We start from the raw sequence: 21335 nt of genomic DNA, 5'->3' as shown, positions 1-21335 counted from the left end.
GGGCAATCTTTTATTAGTTTTTAAAAGTCTTTATTGTTGGACATTGATATATTTATCATAAATATAATCATCTGCTGTTTGATGAATATTTCTTATGTAAGTAAAGTAAGTTTTATATTTTTTAAAATCACTTTTTCAGATGAATTTTTTATTGATTGTTTTGGCAAAATCAATGACTAAATATAAATCAAAAAAACCAAATTCTTCAATGCCCTCCATAATCATTTTTTGCATTAGCATCCTGATTTTTGAAGAAGTTAAATCAATTTCTTTTTTATATCTTTTCTTTTCAATTTCATAGAATGCACCAAACAAAATATTTAGATTATTTATCTCAGAACTAAAAGCATCTAGGAATAGAGCATTGACTTTTTTTTCTTCATCATTTAGGGGCATATCTTCAAATAATTTATTGACATCAATTGCTTGTTTGGCATATTTGTTTTGGGATTTAAGAATTAAAATAATTTTTATAATAATTAAAAGAAAAATAAGTAAAAATAAACTTCCAAAAATATAACAAGCAATAATGCCAGCTAAATTAATTTTCCCAAGTTTTTTAGTGGCACCTAAAAAAAGAATGATCCCAATTGCTAAAAAAGCAAAAATGACAAAAAAACCAAGAATATTTAAAATGGAATCTTTAATGTTTTTTCTTTTGATTTCATTTTCATTCATTAGAGTTTTTCTCCTTTATAGATTTTTAATCTTTTATTTTGGCTGTAGTGTCTACCTACTTTTGCTACTAAATTACCATTTAATTTTGTTGCATCAGCACTGAAATTAATTCATATTTTTAGTAAAGAAGCGCCCACTCCATAAATATCAACAGGTGTATTTAGGTCTTCAAATTCTTTAATTCTTTTAGCATTAAAACCAGAAGAAACAATAATTTTTACATGACGACCATTATTTTTATCTAGTGCTTCTCTTAATCTTTTAATTTGATTTGGAGTTACGCCATATTCTTTTTGCTCTTCATTTTCAAACATTTTGTCAGAAACACCTTGGGAGGTGTCAACTCTTATTCCTCATAAATCTTTTTTAAATTTATTTAAACAAATTAAAGAGTCTTTAATGACGTCGTTATTAAAATCAACTAAGGCAATTAGATTATCATTTGGAAATGTTTCATGGAAAGCTTCTACTGCTTTTAGAGTGTCACCATTAAACATTTGAATTAAAGCATGTGGCATACTGCCATATGTTTTTTTGTAATTAAAAGAAGAAGCAGCTAAAGTAGAGTGATTATCGATACCTCCTACTTCAAGTGCATAGGCATCATTAAGCTGGTTAATGTAATGGTCGGCTCGATCTGCCATACTTACAACTTGCTTGTTTTTAGCTTCTTTTTTTATATAGTAGGCATTTGTTGCAATCGAAGTTTGACGCGCTAGAATGCCATCAATAATTCCTTCTCAAATGCCAAATAAAGAATAATGTCCTTCTAGTTCAAGGACAACTTCTTTATTGTTAATGATGCTACCTTCTTCTAAATATCTAATTGTGTATTTTTTAATATCAGTATGTTTTTTTAGCAAATTTAAAACTTCATTAATCCCACACAGTTTGACATTATCATGTCTTTGAAAAAATTGCAGTGTGACAATGTCGTTTTTTTTGTAGATTTTTGAAATCTTATTTGTCTTAAAAAAATATATTGAAATATAATCTTTTAATTTCATTTTATACCTACTTAGTAATTGCTTTTTAAGCAATCTATTAAGATTATTTAATATTATAATTATATAATTAATAACTAATTGTAATAATAGTAATTTTAGCCACAAATAAATAGCTTTTTTTATTGCTATAAAAGGAAAAAATATGGAAAAAAATCCAAAACAAAAAAAGACAGATGAATATGTAATATGCCGCTTCCAATTTTGAAGCGGACTTTGATTCCTTGTTAGTTTAGTGATGCTTATTTCTGTTGCAATTGCATTATATATCAAACTAAAAAGTGAAGAAGGTTTTAATTTTATTCCCTATGGAATAAGTTATAGTGTTGTTTTTGGAATATTTTTTATTAGCGCAATGCTTGTAATCATTAATTCAATTAAAGGCATTTTGCTAGCAAAAAAGAAAAATGATAGAAAAATGTTTGTTAGATTTCTTTTAGCTGTAATTTTAATTATTCCTTTTGTTTCAATCTATGCAATATTTGCTTCTTCAATCAGTTTAATTCATTATAAAAAATATGAAAATGAAGCAATCTCAACTCAATTAGTTGTGTAGGTTAGTTTCCAGAAAAATAAAAATAAAAAAATCAAGCTTAATTTAATTGCTTGATTTTTCATTTATACTGTTTTAAACAATCATGGACTTAATTTATTCTTGTATCATTTTGTTTTTTGAATGTAATGGACAATGACACTTTGAATAATAGTAAATATACCACCTATGATTCAATAAATTTGCAATCCGGCACTAAATAGGACACCAATAAATGAAAGAATTATAGGGAGAAGAATTGTTTTTTTACTTGCCTTTTTCATTTCAGCTTTTTGGTAAGCATCGACACGTAAGAATTTCTTTTTGCGCAGCTGCAGAATTTTAGGCATAAATTGCGCTACAATTTGCACTCCGACAGAAAGAATTAAGATAGGTAGATATTGCATCTCACCAGCTTTAAATACTCTATATAGTGAAGTTGCTGAAAGTTGCACTGAGTATAGAAATGCTTGCTTAATTTCTGGTAGCGTTGAAATAATTCTAAAGACAACGATTAATATAGGAAGCGTTATAAATGAAGATACAAGCTGTGAAAAAGGAGAAATTTTTTCTTTTTTGTATAGTTCAGCTATCTCCATTTGTTTTCTTTGTTGCATTTGTTTATCAGCTTTGTATGCTTGATATTTGGCATCAATTTTTGCTTTCTTTTGGTTTAGTTCTTCCATTTTTTGTGTACTAAAGACAGATTTAGCAGTTAAAAAGAAAGTAATAAGTCTAACAATAATAACAGTAATAACTAATGCTAAAACAATGCTTCAACCAGTCGTACCTAAACTTCTTATGATAGCATTCATAAATTGTGATACTGGATACATAAAGAATCCATAAAATGGTCCATAGCTTCAGTGATCTTTATATGTTATGATATGCTTTTGAGGAATTAATGAATCAGCTGACAACAAGTTGTTTTTTCAAGCTGCTTCATTATAGTTACCTGATGGATTAATTGGTGAATATTGATAAAGATTTACTTCAGCATTTAATTTTTCATCTTTAATCTTATAGTTAGATTTACTTAAAGAAGTAATTTGAGTGTAACTGTTGAACATTGCAGCAGTTGCATTAAAGATTTTATTTAGTTCAAATCCTTCTTTTTTACTTATTTTTCCAGGGCCAACTGAATCTTTAAACTTTAAGATATAGGCATTTCATTCATCAATTAATTGTGCATTGCTTAGTTTCTTTAAATCTTCAATTGATTTGTTATTTTTCTTTGCAATTGCTTGGGCAAAACCAGAACGATTATTTGGATCATTAACTCAAATTTTAAAAGTTTCGCCAACTAATGTTGTAAAAATATCTGAAAGAAGAATGTTATCTATGTTTTTAGTTGCAATTGTTGATAGAGAAGTTTTTGAGATATTTAACTTCTTAATATGCGAGTAATCTGTTTTAAAAATAACCTTATCTTCTTTACCATCTTCTTGTTTTTCGTATTTATTATATGTTTCAAAGACGATTGAAGATGGAATATAAATGTTTTTTATTTCATTTACTGGTGTATATGTTTGGGTTTTTCCATTTCCTTTAGCATCACCAAAGTTAACATAAATATGGTTTTTTCCATTTCCATAAACAACACCTCTTTCTCCGTCTTTGTTTGTGATGTTAATATTGGAAATATTTTGTCAACTTGTTTTGTTTGCGGAATTTGAATGGTTTGGTTTTTGTAGTTGAAGAGCAAATGAAGTTCCACCATAAATGCCATAAGTTCCACCATTATTTTTATCTTGTTCTCTTAAGGCTTCAATTTGCTTTTTATCTTCTAAACCAAGATATGTATTGGCAACAATACCTGTTTTTGAATTAGTGTTAGGAACAATAAATTCGTTTCGATCTTCATTTCATCTTAGAGTAGCAATATTTGGTGAAACATAGTCAGCTTTAGTATAGATTTCATGCCCGCTACCAACTTTGTTTCCTGATTTTGTCGCAAACGATTGGACGCAACCTACAAGACCAATTGAAATAAAAAAGATAATGAAAGCAATCTTAATTCATTTTCAAACTTTTTTCCAAATATATTTTGGTTGCTTGTCTTCAGGCGTTTTGTTAATTCTAAACGCATCATAATGTTTAGAATTATGATTTTTTGCCATTACTTATCCTTTCATAAATTTTGTGAACTGCCAATATTTTTTGCTCTCAAGATAAATTAAGAAAATTTTTTCTTGCAATGATGACAGTATCATAGTTGATATTATTTGTGTCCATTTTTCTTAAGATTGCTCTTATTTGATTTTTATAGTGATTTCTTTGAACTGCATTTGCAAATTGTTTAGGGATTGAAATTCCTACTCTAAAATGGTCAGATCTAGTGAAATAAACAATTAGATTTCTTGAAATAATTTGATTGCGACTATCAATTATTTTTTGAAATTCCCAATTTTTTTTGACAACGTTTTTTTTGTCCATAAAGCTTATTAAAATTCAAATTTAATTTTTAAATTGGATTTCTAATTATTTTTCATCTGATACAGTTAATTTATGTCTACCTTTAGCACGTCTAGCAGCTAAGACTTTACGACCATTTTTAGTTTGCATTCTAGCCATAAAACCGTGCACTTTAATGTGTTTACGTTTCTTAGGTTGATATGTTCTTTTCATATGAATCCTTCTCCTTTTTAATTATTAATTAAGATTTTTTATTAGATTAAAATACTTCTTAATATTTTACCAAAAATCTAGTAAAAGTATTTTATCAAATTCATCATAAATTTATTACTCTTAAATTAATTATTTCACTTAGAAATATAACTAATTATTTGAAATCTAACTTAAGGATTTCTATATTGCTTTAAAAGGGTATTTTAATCTTAAAAAAACACCAAATAATTTAAGCAAAAGTCTTAAGTTATTTTTAGACTTAACAAGACTTAATTTCAATAAATTCACTTCAGTTTCAGTTGTTTTTTTGTCATTTTTCATTTTAAAAAAACAAATTAAAAAGGAAAATAAATTAACTTAATTTAGCTTATTGCTATTTTGTTTTTTTATTATAAATAACACATTTATTAACTTACTTTTTAACATTTTTTAAGTAACTAACAAAAGCGATGTCAATTAAGTAAATAGGTATATTTTTTCAACTTAATTTAAGAATAAAAATAAGTTTTTATAGTGTTAATAAAATGTTAATAATTATGTTTAAAAAGTTAATTAATTCACATTTAAATTCGCATACTTATCAATAAAATATAATTTTAAGATATGAAATATAAAGATGAAGAATTAAATCTAAATATTAGTAATCAAATTTTTCAAAATGAACTAAAAAATACAGCAAGTGATGAAATGACATATAACAGTTTTTTTTCAAGCTTAAAACTTGTTTATTTTTCAAACAGTAATGCTTATGTTTTAGTTCCAAGCCACATTATTGATTTTATAAAGTCTAGATTTCTTGAAACAATTCAGCGCGCAATTACTAATGCTCTAGAAAAAAAAGTTTTTATTATTTTTGTTAGTTCACTTGATGAAATTAAAGAACTTAATAATAAAGAAAATTCGAGTTTCATAGTTGCAAATGAAGTTGAAACAAAGATTAATAATAATGTAAAAAACAATCTAACTTTTGATAATTATGCTGTGGGAAATTTCAATAAGATGGCACTAAAGGCTGCTAGAAGAATTTGTTTACAATATACTGATGAATATAATCCGCTTTTTATTCATTCAAATAGTGGACTTGGAAAAACGCATTTACTACATGCAATAGGAAATGAGTTTGCTAAACAAAATAAAACTTGTTTATATATTAATCCGGATATTTTAACAAGAAGACTAGTAGAACAATTAAGACAAAAAAACCAAGAACAAATTAATAAGATTATTGATGAATTAACCTCTTATGATTGTTTGATGTTTGATGATGTACAGCAATATGGTAGTAAAGAAAGTACACTGAATGTTTTGTTTAATGTGATAAACATAATGAAAACAAATAACAAACAAATTATTTTTTGTGCAGATAAAGGACCTAGTGACCTTGGGGGTTTTGAACAAAGATTTCTAACGAGATTTGAAGGCGGGCTAACAATTGAAATTAATAATCTACAGCTTGAAGATGTTATTTCAATTTTGAAGTTCAAACTGAAAGAGAATAATATTAATGTGGAACTTTGGGAAGATAATGCTCTTAGATATATCGCAAGAAATTTTTCATCTTCCATTCGTTCTATTGAAGGAGCCATTAGTCGGATTAAATTATTTGCTGAAGGAGATGATTTCTTTACTTATGATTTACAAACAATGCAAAGCATTTTTAAAAATGTCACAAGATCAAAAGAAAGCATTACACCTGAGCGAATTATTGAAACTGTTTGCAAATACTACAATGTTGATAAGAAAAAAATCATGAGTAGTAGTCGAACTCAAGAAATTGTTATTCCAAGAAAAATCATTACTTATTTTTTAAAAAATAATTTTGATTTTACACTTAAAGAAATAGGCAAAATGGTAGGTAACCAAGCACACTCAACAATTATAGCTTCGCTAAATTGAATTGAGGCAAATATGCAAAGCAACTCTTCATTAAAAAATGCAATTGATAAGATTCAAAACATATTAAAGAAAATAATCTAAAAAGGATAAAAAAATGAAATTAAGAATTAATAAACTGCTATTGGACCAAGTTATTGAAAGAGTAGCAAAAGCAATTGATCCCAATCCATTTATTCCAGAATTAAAAGGTATTTTAATTGTTGCTGAAGGCAACCAAATTACTCTAATTGGTTCCAATGGCACAATTAGTGTAAAACATAGTATCATAACTTTTTTGGAAGCTGAAATTATTAAGCCAGGGAAAATTTTAATTGACTTACATTTGTTTCGCAGCATCATTAAAAAATTGGACAATGACATTATATTAGAAGCAAACGAAACAAAGCTTGAAGTAAAAACTGAAAATGACCATTATATTTTGAATCTTTACAATGCATTTGAATATCCAGTGATTGATTTTTCAATCTATGGAGATCAAGTTAAAATTAAATGACAAAAGTTTAAGAGTATGGTTAAAAATGTGGCTGTTGCTGCAAGTGTGCTTGAAACGAATATCATTTTATGCTGCATTAATCTTTCAGCACAAAATGGACAACTAAAACTAATAGCTACTGATAAATATCGTTATGCTGAAGAAGTTATTGAGATTGATAGCGATATTAATTTCAACATTAGTGTTTTAGCTAAAAATCTTAAAGATTTATTAAACTTTGATTATAATGGCGATGTGATTTTAAACATTTCAGACCAAAAAATCTTGTTTGAAATGGATGGCTCTATCATTGAATCAAAAGTGGTAGACCAAGTTTATTTGGATGTTTCAAGAATCATTCCAAAAACCTTTGCTAGCACACTTTTAATTTCTAAAAAAGAGTTAAATGAGTTGTTAAATAAAGCCTCTGTTATTATTTCTGAAAATTACAATAAAATCAAACTTTATATCAAAGATGATTTGTTAACTATTTTATCTACACGTGAAGAAATAGCCAATGCAGAAATTAAATCTAAAAACTTCAGTTACACTGAACCTGAATTGAAATTAGCCCTTAATTCAAGATTTTTAAAAGATGCAATTCAAAGTTTTGATGATGAAATTAAATTATCTTTAACGGCCGATAAAATGCGGATTGTTATTACTTCAGAATCAAATCCAAATTTATTTCATTTAATTACACCACAAAGAGGTTTCTAGGATGAAAATTGAAATATACGGAGAAGAAATTAAACTAAGTCAATTTCTTAAAAAAACTTCCTTATGTCGCACAGGAGGATTAACAAAATATTTTTTAAAAGTCCACAATGTAAGAATTAATGACAAAGAAGCGCCAGGAAGAAATGCCAAAATAAAAGTTGGTGATGTAGTTTGAATTGATGACCAAGTTTATATCATTAAAAAAGCGCCACAAGATAACATTTCAAAATCAAATTAATTTTTAAAATAAAATCAATTTAATATAAAATATTAAGATAACTATTTTTATGTAATACTTTATAAGGAGAAATCATGCCAGGAAGAGATCAATTAACAGGTCAAAAAGCTTTAAGTGGTAACAAAAGATCACATGCACTTAACACCACAAAAAGAACTTTTGATCTTAACTTGCAAAAAGTAACCGTTCTAGCTGACAATGGATCTAAAAAAACTGTAAGAGTTACTGCAAAGAATGCACGTACTTTAAAAAAATATGGTTTAGTAGCTTAATTTCAATATATAATAAGTTCTTGGATAAAAAAGGCCAAGAATTTTTTATTCTAAAAATAAAAAATCACTCTTAATTTATGAAGAAAATTACATTATTTATTTTTGCTGAACAAACTGAAATTAACCTTGATTCAAAGACGAATATTTTGAATCAAGTTCTTTATCAATATAAACAAATTAGCTTGTCTATTTATACTAACCTAGTTTTTCAAAAAGACTATGCACTACTAATTTGTGGAGTTGGCAAAACTAATGCTTCTTTTGCTTTAACTAATGCAATTTGAAAACTTAAAGAAGCAGGATTTTGTGTTACAAATATCATTAATATAGGTCCAGTGGGAAGCTCAAAAAAAGAAAATAAAATAACACAAACTTTTTTAATTGATAAAGCTTATTTTTTTGATGTTGACTTAAGGGCAATTGAAGGTTATAAATTAGGTCAGCTGCCTGACAATGAATATGAGTTTCAAACATCAAAAAACCTAAATTCCAAACTTAAGCAATTTTTAAATTTGGAATTTAGTAATATCTTAAGTGCTGATCGATTTTTTGCTTTTAATGATATAAAAACTATTGAAATTAATTTTAGTAGCACTTCGCTACTTGATATGGAAGTTTGTTCTTTAATTAAAGTTGCAAATTCCCTTAATATTGAAATAGCTGCAATCAAAGTTGTTTCTGATAATTTATTTGCGACTGAAAATTATTATTTAACAAGAATGAATGATTGAAAAAAGCAAGTCTTAGAAGTTTTTTTAGCAACTCTTAAGGAGATTTAAATGCCTAAATATATTGATATTCATACACATCCTTTTAAAGAATATTATTCAGATCCTTATGCAGTAGTAAGCGATTGAAAAAAGCAAGATCTTGAAAAAATCTTTATTGTTGGCACATCCAAAGAAGATTCAATTGAACTACTTGAATTATGTGCCAAGGATAAAGATTTTATGCATCCAATTATTGGCATTCATCCAACGCTAGCCCAAGGGAAAGAAGATGGCGAATTTTTGCAATCAATAATCAATGATGATGTAATTGCAATTGGTGAATTTGGACTTGATTATCATTATGAAGATTCTCCTTCGAAAGAAATTCAAAAAGAATCATTTATCTCTCAGCTAGAAGTAGCTAAAAAAAATAATATCGTTGCGATGCTTCATATAAGAGATGCCCTTGAAGATGCTTTTAAGATTATTACTAAAGATGAATATAAAAATCTTAAGATTGTAATGCATTCATTCAGTGGCGATGCGGAATTTGTTAGAAGATTACTTCCTTATAAGAATATCTTTTTTTCAATTTCTGGCGTTGTGACATTTAAAAATGCCAAAAGCTTACAAGAAGCAGTCAAAGAAATTCCAATAAACCGGATGTTTGTTGAAACTGACACTCCCTATTTAGCGCCTACACCAATGCGTGGTAAACCTAATATTAGTCCATATGTCAAATATACATATGCATATATAGCAACTCTTAAGGAAATAAGTGAAGAAGATTTTGTTAAGCAAATAAGGGATAATATTAAAAATGTTTTTGGAGTTTAATTTATGGAAATAAAAGCAAAAAAAAGCTTTGGGCAAAATTTTTTAATAAATAAAGATATTCAAAAACAAATAGTAGACGCCGCTTGTGTTGCAAATGAAGATGTTATTGAAATAGGTCCAGGACTTGGGGCTTTAACTAATTTACTTATAAATGAAGTTAAGAGTTTAAGCGCATATGAATTAGATAAAGAAATTTATCAACTTTGAATTGATAAAAAACTACCTAATAATATTAATTTCTTAAATCAAGATTTCTTGGAAGCAAATCTAGAGGCATCTAATAAAAGAATAATAATTGGCAATATTCCATATAATATTACTTCGCCAATTATTTTTAAGTTAATCAATAATTTTATTTATTTAAAACATGCAGTAATTATGGTGCAAAAAGAAGTTGGTCAGCGTTTAATTGCAAATCCGAATTCCAAAGAATATAGTAAATTAAGTGTTGCAATTCAAAGTGTGGCTGAGATTAAAAAAGTTTTAATTGTCAAGGCTTCCAATTTTAATCCAGCTCCCAAAGTAGATTCAATGGTGCTAAAAATTACTTTTAAAAACCAAATTAATTTTGATTTAAATAAGTATTTAGATTTTATAAAATTATGCTTCCAATTTAAAAGAAAAAAACTGCTAAATAACTTGCTAACTAAATACAAAAAAGAAGAAATAGAAGCTATTTTTTTAGCAAATAACATTGCTATAAATGCGCGTGCTGAAAGTCTAAATGTTAAACAATTTGAGGTACTTTTTAAAGAATTTGTTAAATAATTTCAGCATGCAAAAATAAAAAGAATTTTTTTTAAAAAATTCGCTACAAAAACTATGAATTAAATTAAAAAGTAATATAATTATAGGCGTAACAAAATAAGTGTTGCGCCACCATAGCCAAACGGCCAAGGCATAGGTCTGCAACACCTTGATTACCGGTTCGAATCCGGTTGGTGGCTCCAAATTTGCGCCCGTAGCTCAATTGGACAGAGTGTTTGGTTACGGCCCAAAAGGTTGCGGGTTCGACTCCTGCCGGGCGCGCCAAATCAAAAAAATTGCCCTCCTTTAAAAAACACAGCGATGTGTTTTTTTATTTTGCCTTTTTTTAGTTTGTTAAAATAAAGATATGAACTAAAGTTTTAAAAAACTGATGTTCATCAAACTAAAAAAGAAAGAAGATTTTAGAAGATATGGAAAGATTTGAAAACAAGTTTAAAAATGTTATTGTAAAAATTCCTGCTGCTTCCATGGTAAATGGAATTACTTCAGCTCCTGAATTAGGAAAGCCTATTTATTCTTTAGCACTTGAACAACACAGCAAATATATTGAGGCTCTAAAAAGTTGTAATGTACAAGTAACAATTGCAAAAAGAAATGAAGATTTTCCAGACTCATGTTTTGTTGAAGATGCCGCCGTTATAGTAACTGGTGAAATTGCAATTTTAACTAATCCAGGAGCGCCTTCGCGGAATGCTGAAAAGTATGAAATGCTACCTTACTTACAACAATTTTTTGACGAAGAACATATTTTTAAAATTGAATCTCCAGGAACTTTAGATGGTGGAGATGTGATGATGGTAAAAGACACTTACTATGTTGGTATGTCTGAAAGAAGTAATCGGGAAGGTATTCGTCAATTTCATAATATTTTAGCGAAAGTTAACAAGAAATGTATTCCAGTACCAATGACTGAAATGCTTCATCTAAAAAGTGGCGTTAATTATTTAGAACACAATAACTTATTGATTTCTGGTGAATTTATTCATTATCCAACATTTAAAGACTTCAACCAAATTATTGTTGAAAAAGATGAAGGATATGCAGCAAATTGCATTTGGGTAAATGAAACAGTAATAGTTCCAAAAGGTTATCCAAAAGTTCTAAAAAAAATTGAGGATTTAGGCATCTATAGGGTAATAACTTGTGATACTTCTGAATTTAAGAAACTTGATGGTGGACTTAGCTGCTTATCTCTAAGATTCTAAAACAAAAAAATTAAGGTTTGTTATTTTTAAACCTTAATTTTTATTTGATTTAACTTTTAACAAGTAAACTTTTTCCAGTCATTTCTTTAGGTTGAAAAATTCCTAAATAATCTAGAATTGTAGGTGCTACATCACAAAGAGAGCCATTTTGAAGTTCAATACTTTTATCACTGCTAATAAACATTACAGGACTAGTTGTATGTTTTGTTGCAGGTTTGTTATTTATATCTTCAGTAATTTCAGCATTACCATGGTCTGCTGTTATAAATCAAGTTACTTCATCAGCATTTTGGGAAACAAAATCAAGAATTCTTTCAAATTGTAAATCAAGGAATTCAATTGCTTTGATTGTGGCTTGCAAGTTACCAGTATGTCCTACCATATCAGGATTTGCATAATTCATAATCACAAAATCAAAATCATTAATTTTTTCAAGTAATTTATCAGTAATTTCTTTTGCTGACATATGTGGATAATCAGCAAAAGATTTTGCCTTGATACTATCTACTAGTATTCTTTCTTCGTTTTGATATAAGATTTCTTTTCCACCATCCATAAAGAAAGTAACGTGGGCATATTTTTGTGTTTCAGCTAAACGTAGTTGCTTAAAGTTATTTTTTTCAAGCACCTCACCTAAAGGGTTATTAACTTTCATCTCTTCAAAAGCAATTAATGAATTAATACCTTCATATTTCATCATTGAAACAAATAGTCCAATATTAATCTTATTTTTTGGTTCATATGAATATAGATTGCTCCCTAAAATTAAATGGCTTAATTGGCGTGCTCGGTCAGGGCGGAAATTAAAGAATAAAAGATTGTCATCATTTTTTAAAAAAACACCATTTTTAGCTTGTGCTGGCACAAAAAATTCGTCATAAATTTTTTCTTCATATTGGTCTTCAATGTATGCATTAATATCATTAAATATATTTTTGGATTTTCCTAGGATTGCTTCTAGTGCTAACTCATTACGTTCAAAAATTCAATCACGATCCATTGCATAGAATCTCCCACTGATACTTGAAATTGGATAACCAAATTCTTTTGATAATTTTTTTAATGTAATAAGTGAGTCATTAATGGATTGAGGTTTCACATCCCTTCCATCCCCAAAAATATGAATTGAAACTTTTTTTAAGCCCTTTTTATTAGCTAATTTCATTATCTCAAATAAATGATTATCTAAAGAATGCACTCCTCCATTGCTTAGAAGCCCCATTAAATGTAGAGTGTTATTTTTTTTAATTGAATCATCAATTACTAAATTTAAAATCTTATTATTATAAAAAGTTTTATCTTCAATTTCTTTATTGATTAATGAAAGTCCTGTATAAACAACTCTTCCAGCCCCAATATTTAAATGTCCCACTTCGGAATTTCCAATTTGATTTTTAGGAAGCCCAACATATTCACCTGAAGCTTGCAATACTGAATTAGGGCACATTGCAAATAAATAATCAAAAATTGGATGATATGCTTGTGCATAAGCATTTCCCTGAATTTCTTTTCTAAGTCCAAGACCATCAATGATTGTTAAAATAATTTTCTTTTTTTTATCCACGTTATTTCCTTGATAATTAAAATAATTTGTTATTTATATATTGTTAAATTTTATAACTGTGATTTAAATTATATATTTAATAAAAATCTGTTTATTTAGATGAGACTTAATTAAAGAAGTATTTAATATATTAAATAACAATTGTGTAAGTTTCTATTTCAAGTATCTCTAAAAAAAGAAGCTTAATATTTTTTAAAAAAAATAAAATATTTTTTGTAAATAAAAAATTTTTATATATAATAATATGCATAGCAACCATAACGAAGGGGCCCACCTGATTCCATTCCGAACTCAGCAGTTAAGACCTTCAGTGCCAACGATACCGCAAGGGAAAATAGGTCGTTGCTCTTTTTTTTATGCTTTTTTTGCTATAAAATTAATATTAATATGCAAAATCGTGAATATGAAACTAAAGGAATTATTCTAGAAGTTAGAAATCATCAAGATAATGATGGAATTATTAAGGTTTTAGTTGATGGTGGAATTAAGTTTTTGTATGCAAAAGGCATTCAAAAACCCCAATCTAAAAATAAACTTAATATGCCAATTTTAGCCTTAGTTAATCTTGAAATAATTAAATCCAAGTTCATTGACAAAATAAGTACACTAAAAAAAGCAAAGATAATTTCTTTTTTTCCACTAAATCCACTTTTGCAATATATCTATAATTCAGTTTTGCATTTTTTAAATTACATTAATAATAAAAATTTAGATTTTAAGAAGTATCAAATTTTTTTAGATAATCTTGAAAGATATCCTAACCAAAGTTTTAGTCTTGTATTGCTTGAATTATTAAGAGTTTACGGTATGAAACCTAATTTTGATGCATGTGTTGAATGCAAAAATAAAAATAACATTATTGATTTTGAATTTTATAAGGGAGGTTTTCTTTGCAAGCAACATTCAAGTAACTATAAAGATCCGAATTATCTAAGAGCCTTATATTGACTTGAGCATGATTTTTTTAGATTTGTAAATGAATTTGATGAAAATATTTCAATCAAAATCAATGCACAAATGATAGAAATTCTTAATTCAATAATTTAAAAAAAAAATTACGAAAAAAACTGCAGTTTTCGTAATTTTATTTTTCTTTAACTAACTGTTATTTCATAAGTTTGGGAAGCTAGTGTTGTATTATTTGCTTTTGTTCGAATTTGATAAGTTCCTTGTTTTAGATTTGTAATTTTATTTGATTGAATTGGAATTCATTTTTGTGTATTCTTCAGACGATATTCCATCATTGCATTAACACCAATTAATGTGTTATTTTGGGTTTTGATTTGGTTATCAATATCTGAGGCTTTATGCATTTGTATAGTTTGAATATCTGAAGCTAGTTTATTATTATTTTTTTTATAACGAACAGAAATACTTCCTGGCACTAAATCAGAAATTTCAAAATTATCAGATTTAATTTCTTTTCATTCTAAGGAATTATTACGATACTCCATTCCTTCTTTTACATTAGTTAAAATTGCTTTATTGGAATCAATTGCTATAAGCTTAGCTTGCGGAGTTTGATGTTTTTCAATATTTAATTCAATTGAGTTATTTTTTGAATTAAATTTGTAACCAAATTTTTTAATTTCTAATTTAACTTCTTTTTTTCCATAAGTTTCAAAATGATCTAAATAAACTAAATAACCATCGCTAGTTTCTTCTACTTTTTTAACTAATCCTTTGTTTGTTAAAAAGTTGGCTGCATCTAATTTATCATTCTTAATTTTACTTTTATCAAGGGTAACTTTTAAAATCAATTCTGAATGTTTTTCAATACTAAAATCAATATTTTCTTTATTTAGTTTATTCTTTAATTCTTCATTATCAAATTCAAATCTAAATTTCCGATATCCCATTTTTCAGGTTTTCTCATCATTAGCTCTAATTAAGGCAGAATTTTTTATTCTATATCCTTTAGATAAAAAAGCTTCTTTAATTTCTTCAAAAAGATTTTCATTGCCATATAAATCTAATCATTTTGGCAACTTATTAGCATCTTCAGGGCTATATAATCTATCAAATTGTTTTAAAGCTTCCTCTTTGTTTTTTACAAAAGAACCATTTTCTAAATGATAAAAACTTCTAAAATCTTGACCCATTCTTTTTTCAAAATAATTAAAATAAGAATTACCTTTACCAAAATCATTATCATGAATTAAAAAGAATTTATAGCTCATTGGTATATCACTATTGTTTCTTTTCTTCTTTTTATTTGTTTGATAAATAATATGGTCAGTGGTAGTATCAACATGATACCATTGTCCATCAATTTCAACAAGATTTCAAGCATGGCGTGTGTGGTAGTTTGGATATAAACTTTGGTCCATTTCTCCAGTAATAATGCTACTTGGAATGCCTAATTCATCCATAAGCATTTTAAATGCTCTTGCATAACCTGTACAAATTGCTTGCATTTGAACTAATGCTGAATAAGCACTTTGGTCTTTTCAGATATCTTTAGTATCTACATACATAATATTTTGGACAATTCAATCATGAGCTTTTTTAATTTGTTGCAAAATTGGTAAAGAAGTTCAATCTTTAGTAATTTCTTTAGCTTTCTTTTTAGATTCTTCTTCTTCAAAAACTCTTCTTTCTTCATCCTCACCGCCAATATGCACTAAAACTTTGTATAGAAATCCCTGATGCTCACCTCAAAGTTCAGCAATATCATTTTTATGTGCTTCTGGAGTTTTTTTCTTTTTAATCATTCCATTACTTGTAAGAGTTATTGATGAATTAGGATCATCTTGATTTTCTTCTAAAACTAAGTCATTAAGATATCTTAATCTTTGAAATCATCTTACATTATTTATTTCATTTTTAGTTTTAGCGTCTAATAATTTCAGTTTAATTGTTTCGTTTTCTTCGAGTTTCTTATTCAAACTAACAGTGTTGTTTTCTAAAACAAAATCAGGACTTTCATAGTAATTTGAAGCATACATTTTATTGATAATTAGATCTTTAATTTCATCAACACTAAGTTTTTTGGGTTCAATATGGCTATTATTTTGAGAAGGATAGAAATTGCTGATTTCTTCATTGCTCATTTCTATCTTATTTGTATCTTCTTCAATATTTTCAATGTGATTATTAACTTCAATTTTATTATCAATGGGGCTTTCAATAACTTCATTTTTTTCAGCAATTTCGTTAATTTCTTTAGTTTCTATTTTATTTATTTCATTAGCTGGTAAAGAAGTTGCAGAAGGGTTATTTATTGGTTTTTCAATTGAATTTGAAGAGTGTGTAGATGAATTATTTTGAGGAAAATTGTTTGAAATAGTTTCATTAATTTTTGGAGGCAAAGCTGGAATTATTTTTGTCTTAGTGGTAGGAGATTTTTCAATGTAATTTTCTTTTTCTTTTGGTTTTTTATTCTTATTTAAATTGAAATCAGCAAAATTATTTTCAGAGCGATTATTGATAATTTCATTAATCTTTTCATTTCTCTTTTCACAACTTGAAAGAAAAATAGGAAATAAAGAAAATGAACTTAAAGAAAGCATTCCTAAAAGCATTTTATTTGATTTTTTCATACCAATTCTTCTCCTTATTTTACAAGTACTACAAACCTAAATTTAATGAATGAATTTTACATGAAATTTGTTTTTATTCAAGAAAAAAATATCAAGCATGCTTCTTAAAAAAAGCAATAGATGCTTGATATTTAATATTGCAATTTAATCAATTTGGGGTTCATCTTTTTTTGCATCAGTAAAAAGAATTGTTGGAAGAATAACAACATTTCTTCTTTTGATTTTATAGAAGAATGGCGCCAAACGATCAATGATAAGTTGTTTTAGTTTTGGAATTTCTCATTCTTTTTCATTTTTAATTGTGTACAAGATTGCTCCATGAACTAATCTTTTTGCTTCTTCAATAAGATGAAGTTCTTCTTTAACAAAAAATGCACCACGTGAAACGATTCTTGGTTTTCCTAGAATAATATTTTTTTTCTTATTGATTGCAATTACAACATGCACAAAACCATTTTCACCTAATTCCATTCTTTCTTTGATTAGCTGTGTATTGGCTTTTGAAAGGACATTACCATCAATATAAACAGGACCAAAATACACTTTTTCATCAGAAAGATATAGATGGTGGCGATCTAAGTAATAAACATCTCCTAAATTAGCAATTAAAACATTATTTGGATTAACGCCTGATTCAATGGCAGTTTGGCCATGCACGACGCTCATTCGATATTCACCATGGTATGGCATAAAGAATTTTGGCTTTGTTAGTTCAAAGATTTTTCTGTGTTCATCTTTATAAGCATGTCCAGAAGTATGAAGATATCCGTCCACTCCATTTTCATAAATAGTTGCACCTAATTTATATAAACGGTTAACTAAAAGTTCACATTTGTAACGGTTTCCAGGAATTGGACTAGATGAAAAAATTACAACGTCTTTCGGCTTAATTGTTACATTTGGGTGTTTGGCATATGACATTTTTGCAAGGGCAGCCATTTCTTCGCCTTGGGATCCAGTAGTTAAAATCAAAAGCTCATTTTCATTGTATTTTGACATTGCTTTTTTATCAATGAAAATCTCTTCAGGAGCATTAATATATCCAAGTCTTTTTCCAATGTCAATATTATCAACCATCGAACGCCCAAAAGCAATAACTTTTTTACCAAGTTTTGCAGCTAATTCAATGATAGCTTTAATTCTTGTTAGATTAGAAGCAAAAGCTGTTACAATGATTTTTCTTTCAGCTTGCACCATGTATTTTTTTATGTCTTTTAGAATATCGCTTTCAGAAGGAGAATGCTCTGGACGCATTGCATTTGTAGAATCTGAAAAAAGTACATCTAGTCCCTCATTACCAATTTCTTTAAGCTTCGAAAAATCTGTTAGATTTCCAATTGGTGTGTAATCAAATCTAAAATCACCAGTCATCATTAAATTGCCATTGGGTGTTTTAATGCGAATTCCAAAAGCATCAGGAATGGAGTGTTGCGCTGTTCATCAGTCAACTTTACAATCACCAAAATCAGCAACTAAATCTTTGTTTATTTCAATAAATTCAACATGGGTTTTTATTTTCATGTCTGTAAATTTCAGTTTCAAATATTGAATGGCAATTCTTGGAGCATAAATTCTTTTGACATTAACTTGTTGAACTAAATAAGGCACTCCACCAATATGATCTTCATGTCCATGAGTTATAAAAAGACCTTCAATGCGATCTTGATTTTTTGCTAGATAACTAAAGTCAGGGATTGAACCATTAACGCCAGTGATGAATGTATCAGAAAATTTAATTCCAGTATCAATTATGAAAATATGTTTATCATACTCAATCACAAGAGTACTTTTTCCAATCTCCTGCATCCCCCCTAAACCAAAAATTTTTGTTGGATTCATAATCCTTCTCCATGTGTTTAATATGTTTAAAAATTATTATAAAATGAAAATAACAATAGACTTTTATTAGAGATTATTTTAGCAAATTTGTTATAATAATCTAATAATTTTGATAAAAAATTAGTTTCCAAACTATTACTATTAAAACAAAAAAAGAGGCAAAAGTATGACAAGTGAAAGAAAGATTTCAATTGTATCAATAATCATTAAACTTATTGCAATTGCCCTTATTGCAGCAGGTATTTATTTGTTTGTTAAAGCAACAGCAAAAGATATTAAGGTTATTACTGATAATTTTGAAAAAGAAGGCTTTAAAGAAACAATTGGAAGAATTGTTGAATTATTAAAAAATTTGATTGACAAAAAAATGATTTTTATAATTCTAGGAGTTGGAATTTTTCTTGCTATTCTTACATATATTTTAGATCTTATTATCTTATCAATTGCTAGTTGAAAATCGCAAGCTTTTGGAAAAGTAATTTTATTTATTACAACACTTCTTCCCATTCTTTGAATTATTTCAGGCTTTGGTAATATTGCCATTGCAGTTAAAAAAAGAATATATCCTGAAAATGCTTAAACTATTTTTTAGTACATATAAAAATATTTTATTTTTAAGACTAAAATAGAGTTATAAAAAAAGGATTTATTTATGACAAAAAAAGAAAAAGACGAAGCTAAAAAATATGCTAAGAAATCCTGAAAAGATGCAGGGTCAATTCTAAAGCGTGGAAATATTTTATTACTTGCTATTGGTGTATTACTAGGGACAGTACTTGGAAATGTTGTTAGTTCATTGGCAAATGATGTTATTATGCAAGCTATCTCACCTGCTTTCAACTTCGAAAATCTTGAAAACTGAAAAGTTGGCCCTGGAAAAAATATTCTAATTGGAAAATTTTTAGCAGCACTTTTAAGCTTTATAATCATCTCATTCTTTATATTTTTCTCAGCTTTAATTTTTTATTTAATCAAGAATGCAATTGAAATGCATAAAGCTAAAAAACAAAAGAATGTTGAACCTCAAGTTGAAGAAGTAGTAGCTCCTACAACTGAAATGCAAATTCTAGAAGAACTTAAGAAAATTAATGCGGAACTTGCCAAAATAAAAAGCCAAGAAAAGCAAGATAGACCTCAAAAATAAATACTAAAAAGTTAGTGTTATAAGACCTAACTTTTTTATTTACTTTAATAAGTTCTAATATATCAATAATATACTTTGATAATGCTATAATTTAAACGAGTTTTAATTAGTTTTATTATTTATTTAACTAATCATAAAAAAAAGATAAATAGTAAGAATAATAATTCCACTTAAAACTTTTAAAAATTTTAGAAATAAAATAAAAAAAGAATTTATACATAGGAGAATTTACTTTAAAAAATGCCAATGAATTTAAAAGGTCGTAGTTTAGATTCAGCTCTAAACTTTACAACCGATGAAATTAATTATCTTTTAGATCTTTCTTTAGAATTAAAAAAGGCAAAAATGCAAGGATTACATGTTAATAACCGACCATTAACTGGCTCAAACATCGTAATCATGTTCCAAAAAGATTCAACAAGAACACGTTGTGCTTTTGAAGTTGCAGCAGCTGACTTGGGAGCAAGTTGTACATACATCGGACCAACAGGATCAAACTTTGGTAAAAAAGAATCAGTTGAAGATACAGCTATGGTTTTAGGACAAATGTATGATGGTATTGAATTCCGTGGATTCAAACAATCAGACGTTGAAGCTCTAGCTAAATACTCAGGTGTTCCAGTATGAAACGGATTAACAGATGCTGAACACCCAACACAAATGTTAGCTGATTACTTAACATTCAAAGAATTTGTTGGAGACTTAAGAGGCAAGAAAATTGTTTTTGCTGGTGATATTAAAAACAACGTTGCTCGTTCATTAATGATTGGTGCTGCATTCTTCGGTGTTAACATCGTTATGTGTGGTCCAAAAGCACAATGAGACATTGTTAAAAATGGTCCAGACCACAAACATGTTTACGAAGAAGTTCTAAAATTATTTGAACGTAATGGTGGATCTGTAACTTTCTCAGATAATAAATTAGAAGCTGCTAAAGATGCTGATGCAATTTATACAGATGTATGAGTATCATTAGGAGAACCATTTGAATTATTTGAACCTCGTATTCAAGAATTAGGTGCTTTCCAAGTTGATATGGCTATGATTAAAGCTGCTAAAGAAAATGTTATTTTCTTACACTGCTTACCAGCATTCCACGATGACAAAACCTTATTCTCAGCAGAAATTAAAGAAAAACTTGGTGCTAAATACCCAGTTGTTTCAACAGGTGCAATGGAAGTTACTGACGAAGTATTCCAATCAAAATACAACAAATCAATTCAACAAGCTGGAAACCGTATGCACACAATTAAAGCAGTTATTCTAGCTACATTAGGATACTAATT

At 27.6% G+C, this 21335-nt stretch carries 21 protein-coding genes, 2 tRNA genes and 1 rRNA gene; 16 read left to right on the top strand and 8 right to left on the bottom strand.

What is annotated here, in order from left to right; translation table 4 throughout:
- Positions 1 to 30: 30 nt before the first annotated feature.
- Both MAU_RS03210 and MAU_RS03205 read right to left on the bottom strand, forming a co-directional pair.
- Positions 31 to 678, bottom strand: coding sequence for a hypothetical protein (locus MAU_RS03210; protein WP_004425380.1), 648 nt, complete (start codon positions 676 to 678; stop codon positions 31 to 33).
- Positions 678 to 1718, bottom strand: coding sequence for a nicotinate phosphoribosyltransferase (locus tag MAU_RS03205; protein WP_274517392.1), 1041 nt, complete (start codon positions 1716 to 1718; stop codon positions 678 to 680). The genes MAU_RS03210 and MAU_RS03205 overlap by 1 nt, the downstream gene beginning before the upstream one ends.
- Positions 1719 to 1827: 109 nt before the next feature.
- Between MAU_RS03205 and MAU_RS03200 the strand changes: the two genes are divergently transcribed.
- Complete coding sequence (locus MAU_RS03200) at positions 1828 to 2238, top strand: hypothetical protein (RefSeq protein WP_004425378.1); 411 nt, start codon at positions 1828 to 1830, stop codon at positions 2236 to 2238.
- A 62-nt stretch (positions 2239 to 2300) separates the two neighbouring features.
- Here MAU_RS03200 and yidC read toward each other — a convergent pair whose 3' ends face one another.
- The 3 genes from yidC to rpmH are packed head-to-tail and all read right to left on the bottom strand — an operon-like array spanning position 2301 to position 4842.
- The gene (yidC, locus tag MAU_RS03195; protein ID WP_004425377.1) at positions 2301 to 4334 is read right to left on the bottom strand and encodes a membrane protein insertase YidC; all 2034 of its coding nucleotides are present in this window, start codon (positions 4332 to 4334) and stop codon (positions 2301 to 2303) included.
- Positions 4318 to 4650: a ribonuclease P protein component gene (gene rnpA, locus MAU_RS03190; protein ID WP_004425376.1), complete on the bottom strand. Its 333-nt coding sequence runs from the start codon at positions 4648 to 4650 to the stop codon at positions 4318 to 4320. The genes yidC and rnpA overlap by 17 nt, the downstream gene beginning before the upstream one ends.
- A 45-nt stretch (positions 4651 to 4695) precedes the next feature.
- A complete protein-coding gene (gene rpmH / locus MAU_RS03185) occupies positions 4696 to 4842 on the bottom strand; it encodes a 50S ribosomal protein L34 (protein ID WP_002881399.1) in 147 nt (48 codons plus the stop codon).
- 603 nt (positions 4843 to 5445) lie between these two features.
- Here rpmH and dnaA point away from each other — a divergent pair.
- The 10 genes from dnaA to MAU_RS03135 all read left to right on the top strand — a co-directional run bounded on the left by dnaA (position 5446) and on the right by MAU_RS03135 (position 11960).
- Positions 5446 to 6819, top strand: a complete 1374-nt coding sequence (gene dnaA, locus MAU_RS03180; RefSeq protein WP_004425374.1) for a chromosomal replication initiator protein DnaA — start codon at positions 5446 to 5448, stop codon at positions 6817 to 6819.
- A gap of 13 nt (positions 6820 to 6832) precedes the next feature.
- Entirely contained in the window at positions 6833 to 7930 is a 1098-nt protein-coding gene (gene dnaN, locus MAU_RS03175; protein WP_004425373.1) for a DNA polymerase III subunit beta, read from the top strand.
- Position 7931: 1 nt separating this feature from the next.
- A complete protein-coding gene (locus MAU_RS03170) occupies positions 7932 to 8168 on the top strand; it encodes an RNA-binding S4 domain-containing protein (protein WP_004425371.1) in 237 nt (78 codons plus the stop codon).
- Between the two features lie 74 nt (positions 8169 to 8242).
- The gene (gene rpmB, locus MAU_RS03165) at positions 8243 to 8440 is read left to right on the top strand and encodes a 50S ribosomal protein L28 (RefSeq protein ID WP_004425369.1); all 198 of its coding nucleotides are present in this window, start codon (positions 8243 to 8245) and stop codon (positions 8438 to 8440) included.
- 77 nt (positions 8441 to 8517) lie between these two features.
- Complete coding sequence (locus tag MAU_RS03160) at positions 8518 to 9219, top strand: 5-methylthioadenosine nucleosidase/S-adenosyl homocysteine nucleosidase (RefSeq protein ID WP_004425367.1); 702 nt, start codon at positions 8518 to 8520, stop codon at positions 9217 to 9219.
- Complete coding sequence (locus tag MAU_RS03155) at positions 9220 to 9987, top strand: TatD family hydrolase (RefSeq protein WP_004425365.1); 768 nt, start codon at positions 9220 to 9222, stop codon at positions 9985 to 9987.
- 3 nt (positions 9988 to 9990) lie between these two features.
- Positions 9991 to 10755 (top strand): 16S rRNA (adenine(1518)-N(6)/adenine(1519)-N(6))-dimethyltransferase RsmA, encoded by a 765-nt coding sequence (gene rsmA / locus MAU_RS03150; protein ID WP_004425361.1) that lies wholly within the window; start codon positions 9991 to 9993, stop codon positions 10753 to 10755.
- A 107-nt stretch (positions 10756 to 10862) separates the two neighbouring features.
- Positions 10863 to 10937: transfer RNA gene (locus tag MAU_RS03145), tRNA-Cys, on the top strand.
- 5 nt (positions 10938 to 10942) lie between these two features.
- Positions 10943 to 11019 (top strand) — tRNA-Arg (locus MAU_RS03140).
- A gap of 146 nt (positions 11020 to 11165) precedes the next feature.
- On the top strand, positions 11166 to 11960 hold the full coding sequence (locus MAU_RS03135) for a dimethylarginine dimethylaminohydrolase family protein (RefSeq protein WP_004425360.1): 795 nt from the start codon (positions 11166 to 11168) through the stop codon (positions 11958 to 11960).
- A 49-nt stretch (positions 11961 to 12009) separates the two neighbouring features.
- On the opposite strand, the gene gpmI is transcribed toward MAU_RS03135, so the two are convergent.
- Positions 12010 to 13524, bottom strand: coding sequence for a 2,3-bisphosphoglycerate-independent phosphoglycerate mutase (gene gpmI, locus MAU_RS03130; protein WP_004425358.1), 1515 nt, complete (start codon positions 13522 to 13524; stop codon positions 12010 to 12012).
- A 247-nt stretch (positions 13525 to 13771) separates the two neighbouring features.
- Here gpmI and rrf point away from each other — a divergent pair.
- A 5S ribosomal RNA gene (gene rrf, locus MAU_RS03125) occupies positions 13772 to 13875 on the top strand.
- Positions 13876 to 13911: 36 nt separating this feature from the next.
- Entirely contained in the window at positions 13912 to 14571 is a 660-nt protein-coding gene (recO, locus tag MAU_RS03120; protein WP_004425356.1) for a DNA repair protein RecO, read from the top strand.
- Positions 14572 to 14618: 47 nt separating this feature from the next.
- Here recO and MAU_RS03580 read toward each other — a convergent pair whose 3' ends face one another.
- Both MAU_RS03580 and MAU_RS03110 read right to left on the bottom strand, forming a co-directional pair.
- On the bottom strand, positions 14619 to 17066 hold the full coding sequence (locus tag MAU_RS03580) for an MAG6410 family transglutaminase-related lipoprotein (protein WP_004425355.1): 2448 nt from the start codon (positions 17064 to 17066) through the stop codon (positions 14619 to 14621).
- Positions 17067 to 17210: 144 nt separating this feature from the next.
- Positions 17211 to 18905 carry a ribonuclease J gene (locus tag MAU_RS03110; RefSeq protein WP_004425354.1) on the bottom strand — a complete coding sequence of 565 codons (1695 nt, stop codon included), beginning with the start codon at positions 18903 to 18905 and terminating at the stop codon, positions 17211 to 17213.
- 166 nt (positions 18906 to 19071) lie between these two features.
- On the opposite strand from MAU_RS03110, the gene MAU_RS03105 reads away from it, so the two are divergent.
- The 3 genes from MAU_RS03105 (at position 19072) to argF (ending at position 21333) form a co-directional block, all read left to right on the top strand.
- The gene (locus tag MAU_RS03105) at positions 19072 to 19485 is read left to right on the top strand and encodes a hypothetical protein (protein ID WP_004425352.1); all 414 of its coding nucleotides are present in this window, start codon (positions 19072 to 19074) and stop codon (positions 19483 to 19485) included.
- Between the two features lie 72 nt (positions 19486 to 19557).
- Positions 19558 to 20049, top strand: a complete 492-nt coding sequence (locus MAU_RS03100; protein ID WP_004425350.1) for an MscL family protein — start codon at positions 19558 to 19560, stop codon at positions 20047 to 20049.
- A gap of 240 nt (positions 20050 to 20289) precedes the next feature.
- A complete protein-coding gene (gene argF, locus MAU_RS03095; protein WP_004425348.1) occupies positions 20290 to 21333 on the top strand; it encodes an ornithine carbamoyltransferase in 1044 nt (347 codons plus the stop codon).
- Positions 21334 to 21335: the final 2 nt, after the last annotated feature.

Origin of the sequence: Metamycoplasma auris 15026 (assembly GCF_000367765.1) — a bacterium.
Taxonomy (GTDB): Bacteria; Bacillota_I; Bacilli_A; order Mycoplasmatales; family Metamycoplasmataceae; genus Metamycoplasma; species Metamycoplasma auris_A.
The sequence above is the reverse complement of the archived record's forward strand: the minus strand, read 5'-3'. Positions and strand labels throughout refer to the sequence as shown.